Origin of the sequence: Arthrobacter sp. NA-172 (assembly GCF_043952055.1) — a bacterium.
Lineage (GTDB): Bacteria > Actinomycetota > Actinomycetes > Actinomycetales > Micrococcaceae > Arthrobacter.
Genome location: NZ_JBINOT010000001.1, coordinates 1390611 through 1410324, shown reverse-complemented (window position 1 = coordinate 1410324; position 19714 = coordinate 1390611). Strand labels below are relative to the sequence as shown.

General features: G+C 62.3%; 13 protein-coding genes, 1 tRNA gene and 6 pseudogenes. 12 read left to right on the top strand and 8 right to left on the bottom strand.

Going from position 1 to position 19714, the window contains the following annotated elements; genetic code table 11:
- Positions 1 to 90: 90 nt before the first annotated feature.
- The 5 genes and pseudogenes from ACF0H6_RS07045 to ACF0H6_RS07025 form a co-directional block, all read right to left on the bottom strand.
- The gene (locus tag ACF0H6_RS07045; protein ID WP_395248986.1) at positions 91 to 822 is read right to left on the bottom strand and encodes a GNAT family N-acetyltransferase; all 732 of its coding nucleotides are present in this window, start codon (positions 820 to 822) and stop codon (positions 91 to 93) included.
- Between the two features lie 82 nt (positions 823 to 904).
- Positions 905 to 1931: pseudogene (locus tag ACF0H6_RS07040) on the bottom strand (ATP-dependent 6-phosphofructokinase).
- A 195-nt stretch (positions 1932 to 2126) separates the two neighbouring features.
- Positions 2127 to 2384, bottom strand: coding sequence for a PspC domain-containing protein (locus ACF0H6_RS07035; RefSeq protein ID WP_395248985.1), 258 nt, complete (start codon positions 2382 to 2384; stop codon positions 2127 to 2129).
- 59 nt (positions 2385 to 2443) lie between these two features.
- Entirely contained in the window at positions 2444 to 2767 is a 324-nt protein-coding gene (locus ACF0H6_RS07030) for a hypothetical protein (RefSeq protein ID WP_395248984.1), read from the bottom strand.
- A gap of 1 nt (position 2768) precedes the next feature.
- Positions 2769 to 4325 (bottom strand): PspC domain-containing protein, encoded by a 1557-nt coding sequence (locus ACF0H6_RS07025; protein ID WP_395248983.1) that lies wholly within the window; start codon positions 4323 to 4325, stop codon positions 2769 to 2771.
- Positions 4326 to 4450: 125 nt separating this feature from the next.
- Between ACF0H6_RS07025 and ACF0H6_RS07020 the strand changes: the two are divergent.
- Positions 4451 to 5838, top strand: a pseudogene (locus ACF0H6_RS07020) (PspC domain-containing protein).
- Complete coding sequence (locus ACF0H6_RS07015; protein ID WP_395248982.1) at positions 5835 to 6506, top strand: LuxR C-terminal-related transcriptional regulator; 672 nt, start codon at positions 5835 to 5837, stop codon at positions 6504 to 6506. Before ACF0H6_RS07020 ends, ACF0H6_RS07015 begins: the two are co-directional and overlap by 4 nt.
- A gap of 86 nt (positions 6507 to 6592) precedes the next feature.
- Here ACF0H6_RS07015 and ACF0H6_RS07010 read toward each other — a convergent pair.
- Positions 6593 to 7819, bottom strand: a pseudogene (locus ACF0H6_RS07010) (pyridoxal phosphate-dependent aminotransferase); the annotation flags it as partial.
- 325 nt (positions 7820 to 8144) lie between these two features.
- Between ACF0H6_RS07010 and ACF0H6_RS07005 the strand changes: the two are divergent.
- The 9 genes and pseudogenes from ACF0H6_RS07005 to rplL all read left to right on the top strand — a co-directional run bounded on the left by ACF0H6_RS07005 (position 8145) and on the right by rplL (position 13870).
- Positions 8145 to 8217: transfer RNA gene (locus ACF0H6_RS07005), tRNA-Trp, on the top strand.
- 82 nt (positions 8218 to 8299) lie between these two features.
- Positions 8300 to 8581, top strand: coding sequence for a preprotein translocase subunit SecE (gene secE, locus ACF0H6_RS07000; protein ID WP_395248981.1), 282 nt, complete (start codon positions 8300 to 8302; stop codon positions 8579 to 8581).
- Between the two features lie 114 nt (positions 8582 to 8695).
- Positions 8696 to 9523: a transcription termination/antitermination protein NusG gene (nusG, locus tag ACF0H6_RS06995; protein WP_395248980.1), complete on the top strand. Its 828-nt coding sequence runs from the start codon at positions 8696 to 8698 to the stop codon at positions 9521 to 9523.
- Positions 9524 to 9652: 129 nt separating this feature from the next.
- Positions 9653 to 10081, top strand: coding sequence for a 50S ribosomal protein L11 (gene rplK, locus ACF0H6_RS06990; RefSeq protein WP_184741995.1), 429 nt, complete (start codon positions 9653 to 9655; stop codon positions 10079 to 10081).
- Positions 10082 to 10309: 228 nt separating this feature from the next.
- Entirely contained in the window at positions 10310 to 11017 is a 708-nt protein-coding gene (gene rplA, locus ACF0H6_RS06985; RefSeq protein WP_234749040.1) for a 50S ribosomal protein L1, read from the top strand.
- A gap of 191 nt (positions 11018 to 11208) precedes the next feature.
- The gene (locus tag ACF0H6_RS06980) at positions 11209 to 11367 is read left to right on the top strand and encodes a hypothetical protein (RefSeq protein WP_395248979.1); all 159 of its coding nucleotides are present in this window, start codon (positions 11209 to 11211) and stop codon (positions 11365 to 11367) included.
- A pseudogene (locus tag ACF0H6_RS06975) lies at positions 11364 to 12496 on the top strand (GNAT family N-acetyltransferase). Before ACF0H6_RS06980 ends, ACF0H6_RS06975 begins: the two are co-directional and overlap by 4 nt.
- Before the next feature lie 301 nt (positions 12497 to 12797).
- Entirely contained in the window at positions 12798 to 13415 is a 618-nt protein-coding gene (rplJ, locus tag ACF0H6_RS06970) for a 50S ribosomal protein L10 (protein WP_395248978.1), read from the top strand.
- Positions 13416 to 13491: 76 nt separating this feature from the next.
- Positions 13492 to 13870 (top strand): annotated as a pseudogene (gene rplL / locus ACF0H6_RS06965) (50S ribosomal protein L7/L12).
- 136 nt (positions 13871 to 14006) lie between these two features.
- On the opposite strand, the gene ACF0H6_RS06960 reads toward rplL, so the two are convergent.
- Together ACF0H6_RS06960 and ACF0H6_RS06955 are read right to left on the bottom strand one after the other, a co-directional pair.
- Positions 14007 to 14474 carry an aminoacyl-tRNA deacylase gene (locus ACF0H6_RS06960; protein ID WP_395248977.1) on the bottom strand — a complete coding sequence of 156 codons (468 nt, stop codon included), beginning with the start codon at positions 14472 to 14474 and terminating at the stop codon, positions 14007 to 14009.
- A 32-nt stretch (positions 14475 to 14506) separates the two neighbouring features.
- Positions 14507 to 15715 (bottom strand): acetyl-CoA C-acetyltransferase, encoded by a 1209-nt coding sequence (locus ACF0H6_RS06955; protein WP_395248976.1) that lies wholly within the window; start codon positions 15713 to 15715, stop codon positions 14507 to 14509.
- A gap of 427 nt (positions 15716 to 16142) precedes the next feature.
- On the opposite strand from ACF0H6_RS06955, the pseudogene rpoB reads away from it, so the two are divergent.
- Positions 16143 to 19649: pseudogene (gene rpoB / locus ACF0H6_RS06950) on the top strand (DNA-directed RNA polymerase subunit beta).
- The last annotated feature ends 65 nt before the right edge of the window (positions 19650 to 19714 follow it).

Below are 19714 nucleotides of genomic sequence, written 5' to 3'. Positions count from 1 at the left end.
TCACCCCCCCGCGCGAACTGGCAGCAGATGCCCGCAAAATCCGATTTTGCGGGCATCTGCTGCCAACTCGCGGGGTTAGCGAAGGCGGGGTTAGCGAAGAAGCACGGACGTTTGGATGCCGCCGTCGACGAATCCCAGCCTCCGGGCCAAGGCCAGCGAACCCCGGTTGTCGAGCGCCGTCCGCCATTGCAGGGTCAGCCCGGAGGCGAGTGCCTCGTGCGCCGCAATCGAGGAGGCCAAGGTCCCGAGGCCTTGCCTGCGCGATTCCGGTGGCACCAGGACGCCGATATCCGCGAGGATTCCCTGCCATTCGGCATACGCACCGCAAGCCACCGGTTTGCGTCCCGGATCGTTGCCATCCATCACCGTAAAACAGTGGTCCATCCTTGAGAGGTGGACTTCGTTGACGTCGTCCGGGGGACATCTGCCCTCTAACTCGATCGCCTCGGGATGGCCGTGGGAGATGGTGACCTCGCCACCAGGCTGGAAGACGGGAAGGTCGTCGGCGAAGAGCAGCGCGGACGTCCCCAGGCCGTGGCCGCCGTGCTCGCGGCTAAGTCGCAAGAGCGCGGAATGCTCGCTCAGTTGATCGTCTGAGAGTTCGACGGCGGCCGTCACCGCCCACTCCGGGCCCACCAAGGCGGAGCGGCCAAAGAGCCTGACGAACGTGATGGATTCGGCGTCGGCGTCCTCCCGGACCAGCCGTTCTCCGGTGCGGGCCGCTGGTGACCCTGAAGTGAGACTGAACGCTTCGTCGTCGAACCCTAAGTGACGGGCCCAAGCCAGCAGCACGATTTCGGCCGATCCCGCATCAAGTTCCATGAGGTCGAGTCTATGCAGTCCGTCGAAGGGAAAAAGCAGGCAGGCCCCGAAGGCGCCCGCCTGCTCTTTTGGGCATACTAATTTAGCCGAACAGCACTGCGGCCTCGTCGTAGCGGTTCTGCGGGACAACCTTGAGCTTGCCGAGGGCAGCCTCGAAGCCCACGTGTTCGATGTCCGTTCCCTTGAGCGCCACCATGGTTCCCCAGCGGCCTTCCACCACGGAATCGATGGCGGCCATGCCCAAACGGGTGGCGAGCACTCGGTCAAACGCCGAAGGCACACCGCCGCGCTGGATGTGGCCAAGGATCGTGGCGCGGGTCTCGATGCCGGTGCGGGCTTCGATTTCCGGGGCGAGTTGATCCGCGATGCCGCCTAGGCGGGGGCGGCCGAACGTGTCCAATCCGCGCTCGGAGTGCGGGGCTTCCATGTGGTCGGGAACAAAGCCTTCGGCAACCACAATCAGGGGCGCGCGGCCACGGTCGTGGGCTTCCTGGACCCACTCGGTGATCTGTTCGATGCTGACCTTCTGCTCGGGGATCAGGATGGCGTGAGCGCCCGCAGCCATGCCAGCATGCAGCGCGATCCAACCCACGTGACGGCCCATAACCTCGGCAATCATGCAGCGGTGGTGCGATTCCCCGGTGGTGCGCAGCCGGTCGATGGCCTCAGTGGCGATCTGGACGGCTGTGTCGAAACCGAAGGTGTAGTCGGTGGCGTCGAGATCGTTGTCAACGGTCTTGGGAACACCCACGATCTTCAACCCGGCATCGGTGAGGCGCTTCGCGGCGGCCAAGGTCCCTTCGCCGCCGATCGCGATGATGGCGTCGATGCCGAGACGGTCCATGTGGGCCTTGATGACGTCCGGGCCGCCGCCGTTCTCGAAGGGGTTGGTGCGGGACGTACCCAGCGATGGTTCCACCCTGCTTGGCGATACCGCGGACCATGGTGCGGGGGATGTCGATGACGTCGCCCTCCACGACGCCGCGCCAACCATCGCGGAAACCGACGAATTCCTGGCCGTGAATGGCAATTCCCTTGAGGACGGCGCCACGGATAACCGCGTTGAGTCCGGGGCAGTCGCCACCGCTGGTAAGGATTCCAATTTTCATGAGGGCTCAGTTCCTGGCTAGGAGGTATACGTGCAGAGCGCCACGCTGAGCTCACAACGATTGTAGGCGGCAATGTGGGGCAGGACACAAACCATGACCACCGCAGGCAATGAGACTCTTGAAACAGTACTGAAATATCGCGCGAGTGCCGGCACGAAGACCCGATTTAGGGGAGCGGCGCTATTTCCTGCGGTTTTAGCTCTTGCCTTGCGAACGTTGGTTGAGGAAAGACTCAAGCGCAATGGCGTCGCTCTGGTTGGGAAGCAGCAGCCAGGCCACCACGTAGATCACGACGGCGGGTCCGGGCAGAAGGCAGAAGAGCAGGTAGCCAACGCGGACGTAGGCCACATCCACATTCAGTTTGGCGGCAATGCCACCGCAAACCCCCCCGACCCAACGCTGCGGTCCGCGCTTCAAGCCGATGCCCCGTACGATGCTGAAGAACTTGTTCATGGCTAGAGCCTTCCCTGTTGTGGTTGCTTTGTCACGTGCCGGTTGCCACAGCCGACTTTTTACAGCCGGTCGGACCCGGCGGGGCCGGTCCCAGAGTCCTGGCCGGACCCGTTGCCCACACCCGATCCGTTGCTCTTGCGGGAGCGGGCCGACAACAGGCCGCCGATCACCAGTGCCGCGCCGGCTCCGATCATGAGTCCGATCAGCACGTAATTGCCGTTGAGGGCAACGAGGCCCAGCTTGGAAATGACAATCAAGGCCGCGAGTGCCACGACAATCAGTCCCCAGACCACGGTGCCAATCCTCGGCCGCCCAGCCTGCCCGAGCGGTTCACGCACGGGCTGGCCCGCTTCAAACGCCGGTATTGGTTTCTGCGCGCTCATGTCAGTTTCCTTCCTGAACGGTGACGTTGCTGAAAGTTCCATCGAGCTTGATAAGCAGCTTGGCTCCGGGTTTGCCCGGGTTGTAGCTGGTCTGATTGCCGCCGGCGCTTTGGCTGGCCAAGCTGCCGTCCTGCTTGAGGTTCGCGAAAGTCATGTCGGTCTGGACCTCCACCGGCACATTCGCGGGGATCAGAAGTTTGATGTTGCTGGCGGTCACATCCATGGGAACCACGACGTCGGAGCTGAGAGGCGCAGCCAGGTTCAGCTTCGTCAGGTCAACGGTCCCGTTGCTCCCGGTAATGTTGAATCCCTTGCGCGCATCGTCGATGCTCACAGGATTCCATTGACCACTCCGCAGATGGAATTGGTCCGCGCTAGGCGCCACATTGAATATCCCGCCGATCGCCAGCGTCGCAACCGCCAGGAATCCCAACAACCCGGATGTACGGCCACGAAGTCCCGCAACCAGGATGCCGAGGCCGAGGACCGCTGCACCTGTTGCCCAGATGACTGCGTTGGCGGCGTCGCCGAGGTGAATGACGTTGCCGGCGTCGAGCAGCTTGAGCGTTCCGCCGGCCAGCAGGGCCGCCCCCGCTGAGACCGCGACGATTGCCGCGCCCGGTCCCTGCCGCTTCGGTCGCTGGGGCCGCTGGGGCCGCTGGTTTCCGCCTCCCGGCGGGTATGGCCCCGCCGGATTGGCCGGGCCAGACGGCGTAGCGGGTCCGCCGGCACCATAATGGCCGGAGCTGGGTGGGGCGGAGCTGTAAGGGCCGGGGTAGCCAGCGCCCGACGGCGGTGCCGCGCCGTAGCCGTACATCCCGCCTTCATAGGGGGTGCCCTGCGCCGGGCCGTAGGCTCCGCCCAAGGTGCCGGATGGGGAGCTGGGAGCAGCGTGATGATGCTGGGTGCCCACGGGTTGCCCTCCGTTGCGGGATTTGTTGCGCTGGACAAGGAAGTACACCAGATAGATCACCCCACCGATCCAGAAGAGTGTCCAGAAGAGCCCGGGAAGGCCCTTCCAACCCCATCCCCAGAATCCAGTGCCGAGGCTCGGCAGTCCGATGATGGTAGTGATGACAGCACCGGTCATGCCTGCGGACCAGCGGCCTGCCCCGGCCTCCTGGGCGTGGATACGGCCATCGGGTTCAGGCAGGAGCGCCCAGGCGATGCCGTAGAGCAGGACGCCGATTCCGGCAATGATAGTAAGAACGATGAAGATGCCGCGGACAATCAACGGGTCAATGCCGAATCGGTGTGCGATGCCGCTGGCCACGCCTCCGATCCACCGGTCCCGCCCCCGGCTGATGCCCCGACGTCGGATCCAGCTGAAAAGATTCTGCGAGGGAGCGGGTGCGGCGTAGTTCGGTGCGTTGTAGCTGCCGCCGTAGCCGGCGTTGCCACTGTAAGTGGAGTCGTTTCCGGCGTCTGGCTGGACAGGTTCCTGCGGCGAACCGGTTTCTTCGGTCCGTGTCGGTTCTTCGGGTTGCCCGGATTCGGCTTCTTGTCCGGATCCTCCAGGACGTCCGGACTCCCCTGGATTCACGCTGTTCGGATTCATACTTCGATCTTGCCGTCTGGTGGCCACTCCCTCTATTGGGGGATACCCTGAACGTTCCCTGAGCGGCCCCCTGAGATGCCGCCCTTTCCAGACCCTACGGCCCTGATTCGTGTTTGGATGGATTCATGACAACCGCGATGCAACGCCCGCCGCTGGTCCGCAGCAGCGACCGGATGATCGCGGGTGTGTGCAGCGGGCTGGCTGACCACTTGGGCTGGCCAGTGAAGTACTTACGGCTCGGGATGCTCCTCGCGTCATTCGCAGGCGGCGCCGGCCTGCTTTTCTACGCTTGGCTTTGGGTCATGGTGCCCACCGCGGACGAAAGCGCTCGCCGCAATGGCCGCCGCCCGGCGTCGCCCATTGCTCCCGCGGTGAGCATGCCCCTCGCCTTCCAAGGCGGCGCGTTCCAGGGCGGTGAGTTCCAGGGCAGCGCGCCCGACGTCGGCGCACAGCCTCTTGCCTCCCCTCCGGCGGAGCCCGTTCCTGGTCCCGCATCCGCCACTTGGTTCAGGATGCGCCCCATGCAATACGGGAAAGAGATTCTGCTCGGAGCCGGGCTCCTTCTCGTGGCCGCCATCCTCATCGCGCGGCAGTTCGGCGTCGAGCTTCCCCTCGGCACGCTGATCCCCGCGGCGGCCATTCTGGGTGGAGCGGCGATCGCGTGGATGCAACTGGACGAGACGCGGCGGGCCGGATTGGTGGACAAGACCAAGGCGGACCAAGCCGGGGGTGGGTCCGCCTGGCTGCGGGCCTGGCCCTCGTGGTTGCGGGGGTGCTGGTGATGGTGTCCGGTTCCGGATCCTGGGAGCAGACGTGGCTTGCGCTTCTGGCGTCGATCGCGGTTCTGGGTGGTGTCGCGCTGGTCCTGCTGCCATGGGGCCTGAAGTTCTGGAAGGACCTTGAAACGGAACGCGCAGGGCGAGTGCGTGAGACTGAGCGCGCTGAGATTGCCGCTCATTTGCACGACTCCGTTCTGCAGACTCTTGCTTTGATCCAGCGCCGTGCCGGTTCCGAGCAGGACGTGATCCGCCTCGCCCGTGCCCAGGAGCGGGAGCTGCGTGCCTGGCTTTACCGGGATGCTGCCAAGGACGCCGGGCTTCTGGCGGAGCGGATTGCCGCGGCAGCAGCCGAGGTGGAAGACGCCCACGGGCACGCAGTGGAAGTTGTCAACGTGGGTGACACGGCCATGACGGACCGGCACGAGGCCCTCGTCCAGGCGGCTCGCGAGGCAATGCACAATGCCGCCCGGCACAGCGGCGGAGCCGTGTCTGTCTACCTCGAGAGCTCGGACGCCGGCAGCGAAATATTCGTCCGCGACAGGGGGCCGGGCTTTGACCCTGACGCAGTCCCGGAAGACAGGCTTGGCGTCAAGGAATCGATCATTGGGCGGATGAAACGCCATGGCGGTTCGGCGGTCATCAGCAGCAGCTCAGAGGGCACTGAAGTCCGTTTGAAGCTGCCAGCCGAGAATGCCGAGAAGGCAGAGAACCGAAATGGAGAGGCCAGGGCATGACGGGGACACCGGAGCAAGCGCCGCGGACGGTCCGGGTGGTGATTGTGGATGATCACGCCATTTTCCGATCCGGACTCAAGGCCGATCTCGATTCCAGGATCCATGTGGTGGGTGAAGCCGGAACAGTCGAGCAAGCCGTTGCGGTGATTGCCGAGGCCCGGCCGGAAGTCGTGTTGCTTGATGTGCACTTGCCCGGTGGCCTTGGCGGCGGCGGCCGGGAGGTCATCAGCGCGTCCATACCTTTGCTCGGGAGCACGAGTTTCCTGGCGTTGAGCGTCTCCGACGCTGCCGAGGACGTCGTGGCCGTCATCCGGGCCGGGGCGCGCGGCTACGTCACCAAAACCATTTCAGGCCCCGAAATCTCCGATGCCGTGATCCGCGTGGCCGACGGTGACGCCGTCTTCTCGCCGAGGTTGGCCGGCTTCGTCCTGGACGCGTTTGGAACGTCTCCCGCCGAGATAGCAGATGACGAGCTGGACCGCCTTTCTGCCCGTGAACTCGAAGTCATGCGGCTCATTGCCCGCGGCTACAGCTACAAGGAGGTGGCCAAGGAGCTGTTCATTTCCATCAAGACAGTGGAAACCCACGTGTCCGCGGTACTCCGCAAACTCCAGCTCTCCAGCCGTCACGAACTGACAAAGTGGGCCGCCGAACGCCGCCTCCTCTGACGCCCGCTCACCTTTAGCGCCTTAAACCCAAACGCCCGCTCACCTATATCCCAAGGTGAGCGGGCGTTTGAGTTTCGGAAGGCTACTTCGGCCTGGCCGAGGAATTCCTGGAGGCGTCGAACACCCTCGGCGAGGTCTTCGTCACCCAAGGCGTAGGACAGGCGGAGGTAACCCGAGGGGCCGAACGCCTCACCAGGAACGACGGCGACCTCAACCTCGTCGAGAATCAGCGAGGCCAGCTCGGCAGACGTTGACGGACGGACGGGACCGTTCGACGTCGGGAATTCCTTGCCCAGCAGCCCGCGGACGTCCGCGTACACGTAGAAGGCGCCGGCCGGCGTCGGGCATTCCACGCCTTCGATCGCGTTGAGTCCGGCAACAATCGCCTTGCGGCGGCGGTCAAAGGCGACCTTCATCTCGTCGACGGCGGTCAGCGGGCCCGAGACTGCCGCGAGGGCTGCGATCTGCATGATGTTGGAAACGTTCGACGTCGCGTGCGACTGGAGGTTGGTGGCGGCCTTGATGACGTCGGCCGGGCCGATCATCCAGCCGACACGCCATCCGGTCATGGCGTAGGTCTTGGCCACGCCGTTGAGGATGACCACCTTGTCCCCCAGCTCAGGCGCTGCGGTGGCAATCGACGTGAAGGGCACGCCGTCGTAGGTGAGGTGCTCATAGATTTCGTCGGTGACGACCCAAAGGCCCTTCGCCGCGGCCCATTTTCCAATCTCGGCCACCTGTTCGGGGCTGTAGACGGCACCGGTCGGGTTGGACGGGGAAACGAACAGGAGGATCTTGGTCTTGCTGGTGACTGCGGCTTCGAGCTGCTCCACGGTGACCAGGTAACCCTGCTCCGGACCGGCGAAGACCTCAACGGGTACGCCACCGGCCAAACGGATTGCCTCCGGATACGTGGTCCAGAACGGTGTGGGGATGATGACCTCGTCGCCCGGGTCAACCAGGGTGGCGAAGGTGTTGTAGACAGCCTGCTTGCCGCCATTGGTAACCATTACCTGGGATGCTTCAACCCTGTAGCCGGAATCGCGGAACGTCTTGTCCGCAATGGCCTGCTTCAGCTCCGGCAGGCCGGCGGCGGGGGAGTAGCGGTGGTACTTCGGCTGGGCGGCGGCCTCGACGGCGGCCTTCACAATGTAGTCGGGTGTCGGGAAATCGGGCTCTCCGGCGCCAAAGCCAATCACGGGACGACCCGCCGCCTTGAGCGCCTTGGCCTTGGCGTCAACGGCAAGGGTGGCGGATTCGGCGATGGCGGAAATTCGCTGTGAAATGCGGGCGGCAGGTATTCCGGCAGACATTAAAGCACCGTTCTTCGCGGGCAGCTCATGAGCTGGATGGTGGGATTCGACGGAATCTACTTTATGCTGTTCTGCGGAGCTATCGGGCTATCGTCGTGAAAGTGACAGGGAGTGCTGATCAAACGAGTGCTGATCACACGAGCGGATCGGCCCGGACACTCCGGAATTGGCCCGGTTCGACTATCGCGACGTTGTTGCGTAGACTGGTTCACCGGTGTTGAAAAACATCACAATGGTTCGCGCCCCAGACTGGGCCCGGAATCACCTGTATCTTCGGGGTTTCTTGGCTTTGATGGAGTTCGGCCAAAACTTGGATTCATTCCATAGGGTAGTGGCGCAATTGGTAGCGCAGCGGTCTCCAAAACCGCAGGTTGCAGGTTCGAGTCCTGTCTGCCCTGCGCAAGCTGTTCCGGGGTTTTCTCCGGAACAAGCGCAGCAACCATGGCTCTGATCAGAGTCGGGTCAACGACGTTTGCATAGATGAGTGAGGATCAGGTGACCGAAACAGCTGCGAGCAGCTCGAAGGGCCGTCCTGCCAAGAAGTCCGATTCCGGCCTCTTCGCTCGAATTGCACTTTTTGTCCGCCAGGTGATTGGCGAACTGAAGAAGGTTGTGGCGCCCACCCGCAAGGAACTGATCAACTACACGCTCGTGGTGCTGGTGTTCGTGGTCATCATGATGCTCGTCGTCACACTCTTGGATCTGGCCTTCGGTACTGGAATCAAATGGGTTTTCGGCGGTACTGGCGTCACGAACCGCTAAGCGGATCTCTCCGTAAGCCGCGTGGAATTCTCGAGAATTCGGGGGATTTCACAGGGTTTGCGGAATTGAGCCATTTAAATAGGCATGTTAGGCAATGAGGAAGCAGGAGACCAAGTGTCTGAGCAGGAGCTCGAGGTAACTGAGACTGAGCTGGATGGGTCCGCGGAGAACACGGCTGACGCCGCGGAAGTGTCCGAGGTAGATTCTGCTGCGCCCGAAACTGCCGACGTCGACGACGCCGACAACGACGAGTCCGCTGAGGAAGCGTCCGACAACGACGAGTCCGCTGAGGAAGCGTCCGACGACGACGCCCTGGCCGCCGCTGCAGCCGTAGCGCCCGCCGATCCCGCCGAAGAGTTCAAGGGCAAGCTTCGCCGCCAGGAAGGTGACTGGTACGTCATCCACTCCTACGCCGGCTACGAAAACCGCGTCAAGGCCAACCTTGAGACCCGCATCCAGACCCTGGACATGGAAGATTACATCTTCGAGATCCAGGTGCCCATGGAGGAAGTCGTCGAGATCAAGAACGCCCAGCGCAAGATCATCAACCGCGTGCGCATCCCGGGTTACGTCCTGGTCCGCATGGACCTGACCGACGCATCCTGGGGCGCTGTCCGCCACACTCCCGGCGTCACCGGTTTCGTGGGTAACGCCCATAACCCGGTCCCGCTGCGCCTCGACGAGGTCTTCTCCATGCTGGCTCCGGTCTTCGAAGAGGAGCAGGCCGAGAAGGGCAAGCCGGTCAACAAGCAGCACCAGACGCCAGTCGACATCGACTTCGAGGTCGGCGAGTCCGTCATCGTCAAGGAAGGTCCGTTCGAGACCCTTCCCGCCACGATCTCCGAGATCAAGGTTGAATCCCAGACCCTCGTTGTGCTGGTGTCCATCTTCGAACGCGAAACCCCGGTTACGCTCGCCTTCAACCAGGTCACCAAGATCTAGTTGATCCCAGAATTTCGCCCCGCGGTTGCCCGCTTAGCAGCCACGGAGCGGCCGGTCGCCACGCCATGGCGGCCACAAACCTGAGGCACGCTCCTGTGTCCTAGGAAGTTATTGAGAGAAGGACCTACATTGGCTCCCAAGAAGAAGGTCACCGGCCTCATCAAGCTGCAGATCCAGGCAGGTGCCGCCAACCCGGCCCCGCCCATCGGTCCTGCGCTTGGCCAGCACGGTGTCAACATCATGGAATTCTGCAAGGCGTACAACGCTGCAACGGAATCCCAGCGCGGAAACGTTATCCCGGTTGAAATCACGGTCTACGAAGACCGTTCTTTCACCTTCATCACCAAGACCCCGCCGGCTGCAGAGCTCATCAAGAAGGCTGCAGGCGTTGCAAAGGGTTCGGCTACGCCGCACACCGTCAAGGTTGCCAAGCTGACCCAGGCACAGGTTAACGAGATCGCCACCACCAAGATGGAAGACCTCAACGCCACCAGCCTCGAGGGTGCTGCCAAGATCATCGCGGGCACCGCACGCTCCATGGGCATCACCGTCGAATAGTCGAGGAATGAACGGACGGTGAGGGCTGAGGAACGAAGCACTCGCCGGAAGTGAGTCCCCGGAGACTTTCGACAATCAGATACTGTCGAAGGCTAATTCCAGCCTTCAACCGCCGGGCGACCGGCACCATTGAAATATTGAAAATGTTGGAGATCCACGCCGGATGTCCAACTGTGGCAGGGCCCAGCGCGGTCCGCAGACCACAACTGCACAAGGAGAATAAGCAGCATGGCAAAGCGCAGCAAAGCATATGAGGCAGCCGTAGCCAAGATCGAGGCAGACAAGTTCTACGCCCCGTTCGAGGCCATCAAGCTCGCCAAGGACACCAACCCGTCCAAGTTCGACGCCACCGTTGAGGTCGCTTTCCGTCTGGGCGTTGACCCGCGTAAGGCCGACCAGATGGTCCGCGGCACCGTCAACCTGCCGCACGGCACGGGTAAGACTGCCCGCGTCCTCGTTTTCGCAACGGGCGACAAGGCCGAAGCAGCAATCGCTGCAGGCGCCGACTTCGTTGGTTCCGATGACCTGATCGAAAAGATCGCAGCCGGCTGGACCGACTTCGACGCCGCAGTGGCAACCCCTGACCTCATGGGCAAGGTTGGCCGTCTCGGTAAGGTCCTCGGCCCGCGTAACCTCATGCCGAACCCGAAGACCGGTACCGTGACCGCAGACGTCACCAAGGCCGTCAACGACATCAAGGGTGGCAAGATCGACTTCCGCGTCGACAAGCACTCGAACCTGCACTTCATCATCGGCAAGGTTTCCTTCGATGAACTGAAGCTGGCTGAGAACTACGCAGCTGCTCTGGAAGAGGTGCTTCGTCTGAAGCCGTCCGCTTCCAAGGGCCGCTACATCCAGAAGGCTACAGTCGCCACCACGTTCGGTCCGGGCATCTCCGTTGACCCGAACGTCACCAAGGTTCTCACCGAGGCGTAAGCCTCGACGAGTATCGAACTCTGAAAGGACCGTCCGGCACCATACCGGGCGGTCCTTTTGTTGCGTCCGGGACGCGGCCTTCTGAAGCCGTGGGAGGCGTTCGACGGCGGCCCGCACTTCGCGGAATCCGGCGTCGCGGTGTGCCAGACAAGTACCTATCGCGGCTGGCAGCCGCTGATTAGGCTGAGGGCATGACAGACCTGGCTGCGGATTTCCCCACGGAATATGCGGTCATCCAACGCGTCATGACCTATAACGCCGAGGAAAACGAACATATGCTGACCATCAACGTGAAACCCTGTTTCGGGCCGGTGGGACACGACGGCGAATGGCAAAAGAGGACCAAATGACCAGCACGGTGGAGATCGGCCAACTCTGGATTCCGGATTCCCTTGACGCCGGAGACGCGAAGGACTTTCTGGCCGCCGTCGAAGTCAGCCGCAAAGTCCGGATGCAGGTCTGGGGCAGCGACGATCTCGCCTACACTCCGCTGGAGAAGCTGCTCGAACTCGAAGACCCCTACGAACGCCAGGTTATCCTCGTGGCCCGCGTTGACGGGCGCATTGTCGGCACGGTAGACATCGCGCTGCCCCTTGCCGACAACATGGACCTCGCCGAGTTCACCCTCGACATCCTTCCGGAGTTCCAACGCAGGGGGTTGGTCGGCAGCTCTTGGAGGCAGCCGAACACTTCGCCAAGAGCGAGGGCCGGACAATGATCATGGTGGACACCAACCACCCCGCCTCGTCCCTGCACGGCGGAGCTGAGGAGCAACTGGTTCCCGGCAGTGGCCTGGGCTTTGTGCCCTTGGCCAGCCGCGAGGTCGATTTCGCCCGGCGTACCGGCTATACGCTCCAGCACATTGAACAGTTCAGTTCCTGTGCGCTGCCGCTGGATTCGAAACTGGTGGCAGAGCTTGAAGCCGAAGCGGAGGACGCCAACGCGGGCCGTTACAGTCTCCACCACTGGACAGACCGGTGCCCGGAGCAATGGCTTGAGGCCGTTGCCGCGTTGGAGAACGCTGCCGGAGAACTCGTCTCCGAGGGCGGCGAGAGCGCGGAGGCTGAACAACAGCAGTTAGTGTTCGACGCCGGTGTCCTCCGTCAGGCGGAAGACGCCGCCGTCGCGCAGGGTCGCCGCACGGTGGTCACCGCCGTCGAGCACGTCGCCAGCGGGCGAATCGTGGGGCTGACCACCATCGGTGTCCTGGCGCAACGTCAGGACGTTGTCTTCCAAGACGACACGACCGTGCTGCAGGAACACCGCGGAAACAAGCTCGGGCTCCTCATCAAGGTCGCCAATATGCAGCGCCTTAGCGAGCAGTTCCCTGACGCCCGGGTGATCTACACCTGGAATGCTCCTGAAAACCGGTACCTGCTGACGGTGAACAAACAATTGGGATTCACCACCGCCGGGGTGACGGGGCTGTGGCAGAAGGAACTGCCGGATATGGGCCCGAAGGTCACTTCTTCCGAGTGAGCCGGGCGATTTGGCGATGCGCTGGCCCGTCCCGTAAGCTTGAACTACCAAAGACCGTCGGTTGATGGGAATCCACTCCTCTGGGCGCAGCTCAACACTGTAGCCACGCGCGGAAGAACCAAGTGGTTTCCTAGACGAAGGACCCTGACAAAGGGCGGCCGGCGCAGGTGAACGAAGCAAGTCTCCATGGTCATTTGATCGTGTCGAGCCAAGCCCCGTGCATCTGCGCGGGGCGTTTTTTAGTTACAGCTCTTTTGAGCGGGGACCCGGAAAACCGGCTTTATTCCCCGGAAGGAGGGTTATGGCAACGCCTAGCAAGATCTCTGCAGTAGCTGAGATCACCAACGATTTCAAGGAATCGAACGCCGCTGTCCTGACCGAATACCGCGGGCTCTCTGTTGCACAGCTCAAGGAGCTGCGTGTTTCTCTCGGCCTGGACACCAAGTTCTCGGTCGTCAAGAACACCCTGACCGCTATTGCAGCCAAGGAAGCTGGTGTCGAAGCATTCGACGGTCAGCTCGCCGGCCCCACTGCAATCGCGTTCATCAAGGGTGACGCGGTTGCTGCCGCCAAGAGCCTGACGGACTTTGCCAAGGCCCACAAGCAGCTGGTCATCAAGACCGGTTACTTCGAAGGCAAGGCACTGAACGCAACAGAGGTTGCCGCTCTGGCAGCCCTCGAGTCCCGTGAGCTGCAGCTCGCCAAGGTCGCAGGTATCCTCAAGGCTCCTGCTGCCGCTGCTGCACGCATCATTGACGCTCTGCGCCTCAAGCTTGAAGAAGAGGGCGGCGCTGTGGCATCTGCCGAAGCACAGCCCGCTGAAGAAGCACCGGCTGCCGAAGAGGCTCCCGCCGAGGCTGCTGCAGAAGAGGCTGCTGCTCCGGCAGAAGCCGCTGAAGCAGCAACCGAAGAGAACTAAGTTCTCCCCAAATCAAAATGTGGTGCAGTAACGGACGATGTCCGTGGCGGCACCACCTAAAGGAAGGACGCCAAACATGGCGAAGCTCAGCAACGAAGAGCTCATTGAAGCTTTCAAGGAACTGACCATCATCGAGCTCTCCGAGTTCGTCAAGCTCTTCGAAGAGACCTTCGAAGTTACCGCTGCTGCTGTTGCAGTTGCCGGCCCGGCCGCTGGCGGCGCTGGCGAAGAAGCTGAGGAGCAGACGGAATTCGACGTCATCCTCGAAGCTGCTGGCGACAAGAAGATCGCAGTGATCAAGGAAGTTCGCGCTATCACCTCCCTCGGCCTCAAGGAAGCCAAGGGACCTGGTTGACAGTGCACCGAAGGCTGTTCTCGAGGGCGCCACCAAGGAAGCTGCAGAGAAGGCAAAGGGTCAGCTCGAAGAAGCTGGCGCTCGCGTTACTGTCAAGTAACTCGCCTTTTCAGGGAGCCCCGACCGGATTCGTCCGGGCGGGGCTTCCTGCATTTAAGGGCAACGCGGGGTCACTTACGGCCCATTAGGTGCTGCTGGATGGGCTGTAAGTGACCCCGCCTTGCTCTTTGGGTGGCTCAGGTGGGATCGCTGATGTCAGCCACCACCGCGCGCAGGGCTGCAGTGAGCTCGTCGGCGTTCACGAAGGCACTGTATCCGTGTTCGCCGGCGCCCATGTAAACCCTGCGTCCCACGATGCTGGCGTCCGCATAGACCGGCCAGGGCTTGGAGCTTCCCAGCGGAGTGATGGTGCCCCGCTCATAGCCAGTGGCCTCGAACGCGATGTCGGCGGACGGCATGGAGAGCTTATTGACGCCGAGGAGGCCGCGTAGCTTGGGCCAGGAGATCTGCCGATCACCCGGAACCAACGCGAACAGGAACGTTCCGTCCCGGTGCTTCACAACGAGCGATTTCACAATGTCCGACGGCGTGATCCCCATAATGCGGGCCGCCTCCTCGAGACTGCGGGCCGCCGCCCGTTCCACAAGTTGGACCTCAAGTCCACGTGCGGCCGCGTCAGTGAGGAATCGCTCAGTGCCCCGCATTAGTCACTCATTTCCGCTCGAAGGTCGGGTTTCTAGTCGCGGTACAGAAGCAGCGCTTCGCCTTGGCCGCCGCCACCGCACAGCGCGACCGCTGCCTTGCCTTTGCCGCGGCGCTTCAGCTCGTGGGCTGCATGCAGGGCGAGCCGAGCACCGGACGCTCCGATCGGGTGTCCGAGCGCGATGGCGCCACCGTGGATATTGCACTTTTCCAGCGGATAGTCCAGATCCTTCAAGGACTGCACGGCAACTGATCCGAAAGCTTCATTGATCTCGATGAAGTCCAGATCGGCCGTGGTCCACCCTGCGCGGTCCAAAGCGTGCCGGATGGCGTGGGACGGCTGCGAATGCAGGCTGTTGTCAGGTCCGGCCACCTGCCCGGGCTTGCCAAGAATTGCCAGATACTCAAGGCCATGGTCTTCCGCAAAACGGCGGCTGGTGAGCACGAGTGCGGAGGCGCCGTCGGACAGGGGAGAGGAGTTGCCGGCCGTGATGGTTCCGTCCGTGGCAAAAGCGCTCTTCAGCGGGGCCAAAGTCTCCAGCGTGGTCTGGGGGCGGATTCCTTCGTCGCTCGCCAGCACTATGGGCTCACCCTTGCGCTGTTTGACGCTCATGGGGGCGATCTCGCCGTCGAATACTCCTTGTTCGGCAGCTGCGGCGGCGCGGCGGTGCGACGCGGCGGCAACTTCATCCTGGGAGCGGCGATCGATGCGCAGTGCGAGGTTCTTGATCTCCGTGGACAGACCCATTGACTGTCCATCAAAGGCATCGGTGAGGCCGTCGTGGGCTGCGACGTCCAGAGCCTGAATCGCACCATAGCTCCACCCTTGCCGTGAACCTGGCAGCAGGTGGGGAGCGCGGCTCATCGATTCCTGGCCGCCTGCAACCACCACGGTGGCGTCCCCGCTGCGGATCATGCGCGCGGCGTCAATCACGGCAGTCAGGCCCGACAAGCAGACCTTGTTGATAGTGACCGCCGGGATGTTCCATCCGATGCCCGCGGCGATGGCACTTTGCCGGGCCGGGTTCTGGCCGGCACCGGCTTGCAGGACCTGTCCCATGATCACTGCATCCACGTTGTCGGCTGTGATTCCGCTCGCCGCGATGGCGGCTGAAATGGCGTGTGCACCGAGTTCGACGGCGGTGAATCCAGCCAGCTGACCGTTCAACCGACCCTGTGGGGTGCGGGTGGCGGAAAGGATGACAACGTCGTTGTTGTCGTTGTTGTCCGAGGGGCTGCTCATTTTCTCTCTTCCGATCAGGGTTGGTGAGCCAAGGCTACCGTGGCGCTCATCACCTCTCCATTCAACAATGGAGCCCGGAACAACATTCCGTCCGCGCAGCCTTCCAGCTGCCGCAGTTCCAGCTGCCGGCCGCATAGGTGCCTGCAGCAACCGTGCTTGCATTCGGGCGAAATGTGGGGTAGACAGGTGGGTTGATTTGCCGTATTATGGATATTTGCGTCTTCCCTGTTAACCTTCAGCCTTCATATAGCGGTGGGCTTTACCTCTCAGCTGCGTCATTGATGTGCCGTTTAGAACGAGCATAGTCTTGGCCAGCCGGGGTCCCGGGTCATATAGCGGAACCGGAAAGGTACCTTGCGGATTCAATCTGCAGGGTGCAAAGCGGGGGAGATCTGAAAACGCCTGAAGGTCTGTGGAAGGATCCCTCTTGGTCGCCTCGAGCACCTCTAATAACGAAACCGCTAATACGGCAAGCACCGATGGTGCAACTCGCCGGCTCTCATTCGCAAAGATTCACGAACCTCTGGACGTTCCGAATCTGCTCGCACTGCAGACGGACAGCTTTGATTGGCTGGTCGGAAACGAACGCTGGCAGTCGCGTGTTGCGAAGGCTGTCGAGGAAGGCGACCTGAGCGTCGCCACCACCTCTGGACTTGCTGACATCTTCGAAGAGATCTCCCCCATCGAGGACTTCCAGGGCACTATGTCCCTGAGCTTCTCCGAGCCGGAGTTCGCTGACCCGAAGTACACCATGGCCGAATGCAAGGACCGTGACGCCACGTACTCGGCACCGCTGTACGTCAAGGCCGAGTTCATGAACAACAACACGGGTGAAATCAAGCAGCAGACCGTGTTCATGGGCGACTTCCCTCTCATGACCGAGAAGGGAACGTTCGTTGTCAACGGCACCGAGCGTGTCGTCGTCTCGCAGCTGGTCCGTTCGCCGGGCGCTTACTTCGAGCGCACCGCTGACAAGACCAGTGACAAGGACATCTTCACTGCGAAGATCATCCCGTCGCGTGGTGCATGGTTCGAGCTTGAAATCGACAAGCGCGACCAGGTCGGCGTTCGCCTCGACCGCAAGCGCAAGCAGTCGGTCACCGTTCTGCTGAAGGCCCTCGGCTGGACCGAAGGCCAGATCCTCGAAGAGTTCGGCCAGTACGACTCCATGCGCGCAACGCTGGAGAAGGACGCCACCGAAACCCGCGAAGACGCCCTGCTGGACATCTACCGCAAGCTGCGTCCGGGCGAGCCGCCCACAGTCGAGGCTGCCCAGTCCCTGCTGGACAACCTGTACTTCAACGCCAAGCGCTACGATCTGGCCAAGGTTGGCCGTTACAAGATCAACCGCAAGCTCGGCATCGACCGCTCCCTTGGTGACAAGGAAGCTTCGGTCCTGCACGTTGAAGACATCGTCGCCATGATCAAGTTCCTCGTCGCGCTTCACGCCGGCGAGAAGACCCTCATGGGCAAGCGCGACGGCGAAGACCACGAGCTCCGCGTCGAGATCGATGACATCGACCACTTCGGCAACCGCCGCATCCGCGCCGTCGGCGAATTGATCGAAAACCAGGTCCGCACCGGCCTGTCCCGCATGGAGCGCGTCGTCCGCGAACGCATGACCACGCAGGACGTCGAAGCCATCACGCCGCAGACCCTGATCAACATCCGCCCTGTAGTGGCAGCCATCAAGGAGTTCTTCGGAACGTCCCAGCTGTCGCAGTTCATGGACCAGAACAACCCGCTGTCGGGTCTGACCCACAAGCGCCGCCTGTCGGCCCTTGGCCCGGGTGGTCTGTCCCGTGACCGCGCAGGCATGGAAGTTCGAGACGTTCACCCGTCCCACTACGGACGTATGTGCCCCATCGAAACTCCTGAAGGCCCGAACATTGGTCTGATCGGTTCGTTGGCTTCCTACGGCCGCATCAACCCGTTCGGTTTCATCGAGACTCCGTACCGCTTGGTCTCCGAGGGCGTCGTTTCCGACGAGGTACAGTACCTCACCGCTGACGACGAAGCCGAGGTCCTGATTGCTCAGGCCAACGCTCCTCTGGATGCTGACAAGAAGTTCGCGGAAGAGACCGTGCTTGTCCGTGCCCGTGGTGGTGGAGGCGAGCCTGTCCTGGTTCCGGCCGGAGAGGTCCAGTTCATGGACGTTTCCCGCGCCAGATGGTGTCCGTGGCTACGGCCCTGATTCCGTTCCTCGAGCATGACGATGCAAACCGCGCACTCATGGGTGCCAACATGCAGCGCCAGGCCGTGCCGCTGGTCCGTTCCGAGGCCCCGTTCGTGGGTACCGGCATGGAGCGCGCTGCCGCCGTCGACGCCGGTGACGTTGTCATCGCCAAGAAGGCCGGTGTTGTCAACGAAGTTTCCGCTGACCTCGTCACCATGCTTAACGACGACGGCACGGAAACCAGCTACCGCATCAACAAGTTCGCCCGTTCCAACCAGGGCAACTGCTACAACCACCGCGTCTTGGTCAACGAAGGCCAGCGCCTCGAGCTCGGCGGCATCATCGCCGACGGTCCCGCAACGGCACCAGGGTGAGCTCGCCCTCGGAAAGAACCTTCTTGTGGCATTCATGTCCTGGGAAGGCCACAACTTCGAGGACGCCATCATCCTGTCCCAGCGCATTGTCGCTGAGGATGTTCTCTCCTCCATTCACATCGAGGAGCACGAAATCGATGCCCGCGACACCAAGCTTGGTGCCGAGGAAATCACCCGTGACATCCCCAACGTGTCCGAGGAAGTCCTCGCAGGACTGGACGAGCGCGGCATCATCCACATCGGTGCCGAGGTTGAAGCCGGCGACATCCTGGTCGGAAAGGTCACCCCGAAGGGTGAAACCGAACTGACTCCGGAAGAGCGCCTGCTCCGTGCGATCTTCGGTGAGAAGTCCCGCGAAGTGCGTGACACCTCCCTGAAGGTTCCCCACGGTGAGTCCGGTACCGTCATCGGCGTCCGCGTCTTCGACCGGGACAACGACGACGAGCTGCCCCCGGGCGTGAACCAGCTCGTTCGCGTCTACGTTGCTGCCAAGCGCAAGATCACCGACGGCGACAAGCTTGCCGGCCGCCACGGCAACAAGGGCGTCATCTCCAAGATCCTCCCGATCGAAGACATGCCGTTCCTTGCCGACGGTACGCCGGTGGACATCGTCCTGAACCCGCTGGGTGTTCCGGGTCGAATGAACGTCGGCCAGGTGCTGGAAACGCACCTTGGCTGGGTTGCCAAGACCGGTTGGAAGATCGAAGGCGAGCCGGAGTGGGTCAAGAACCTCCCGAACCTGCCCCGTGAATCCGGCCAGACCACTGTCGCCACCCCGGTGTTCGACGGTGCACGCGAAGAGGAAATCACAGGTCTGCTGGATTCCACCAACGTGACCCGCGACGGCGATCGCCTGATCGACTCCTCCGGCAAGACGCGTCTGTTCGACGGCCGCTCCGGCGAGCCGTTCCCGGACCCGATTTCCGTGGGCTACATGTACATCCTGAAGCTCCACCACTTGGTGGACGACAAGATCCACGCGCGCTCCACCGGCCCGTACTCCATGATCACGCAGCAGCCGCTGGGTGGTAAGGCACAGTTCGGTGGCCAGCGCTTCGGTGAAATGGAAGTGTGGGCGCTCGAAGCATACGGCGCTGCCTACACTCTCCAGGAACTGCTCACGATCAAGTCGGATGACATCCACGGCCGCGTGAAGGTTTACGAAGCCATCGTCAAGGGCGAGAACATCCCCGAGCCTGGCGTTCCGGAATCTTTCAAGGTCTTGATCAAGGAAATGCAGTCGCTGTGCCTGAACGTGGAAGTTCTTTCCACCGACGGTACGACGATCGAAATGCGTGACTCTGATGACGCAGTCTTTACGGCTGCGGAAGAACTGGGCATTGATCTGTCTCGCGCAGAGCCCAGCTCCGTAGAAGAGGTCTAAACAGCCGCTCTTGGCTGGCGGTGCGAACCGTCAGCCAGGGCAGCTGCCTCTTTCCGTAAATCAAG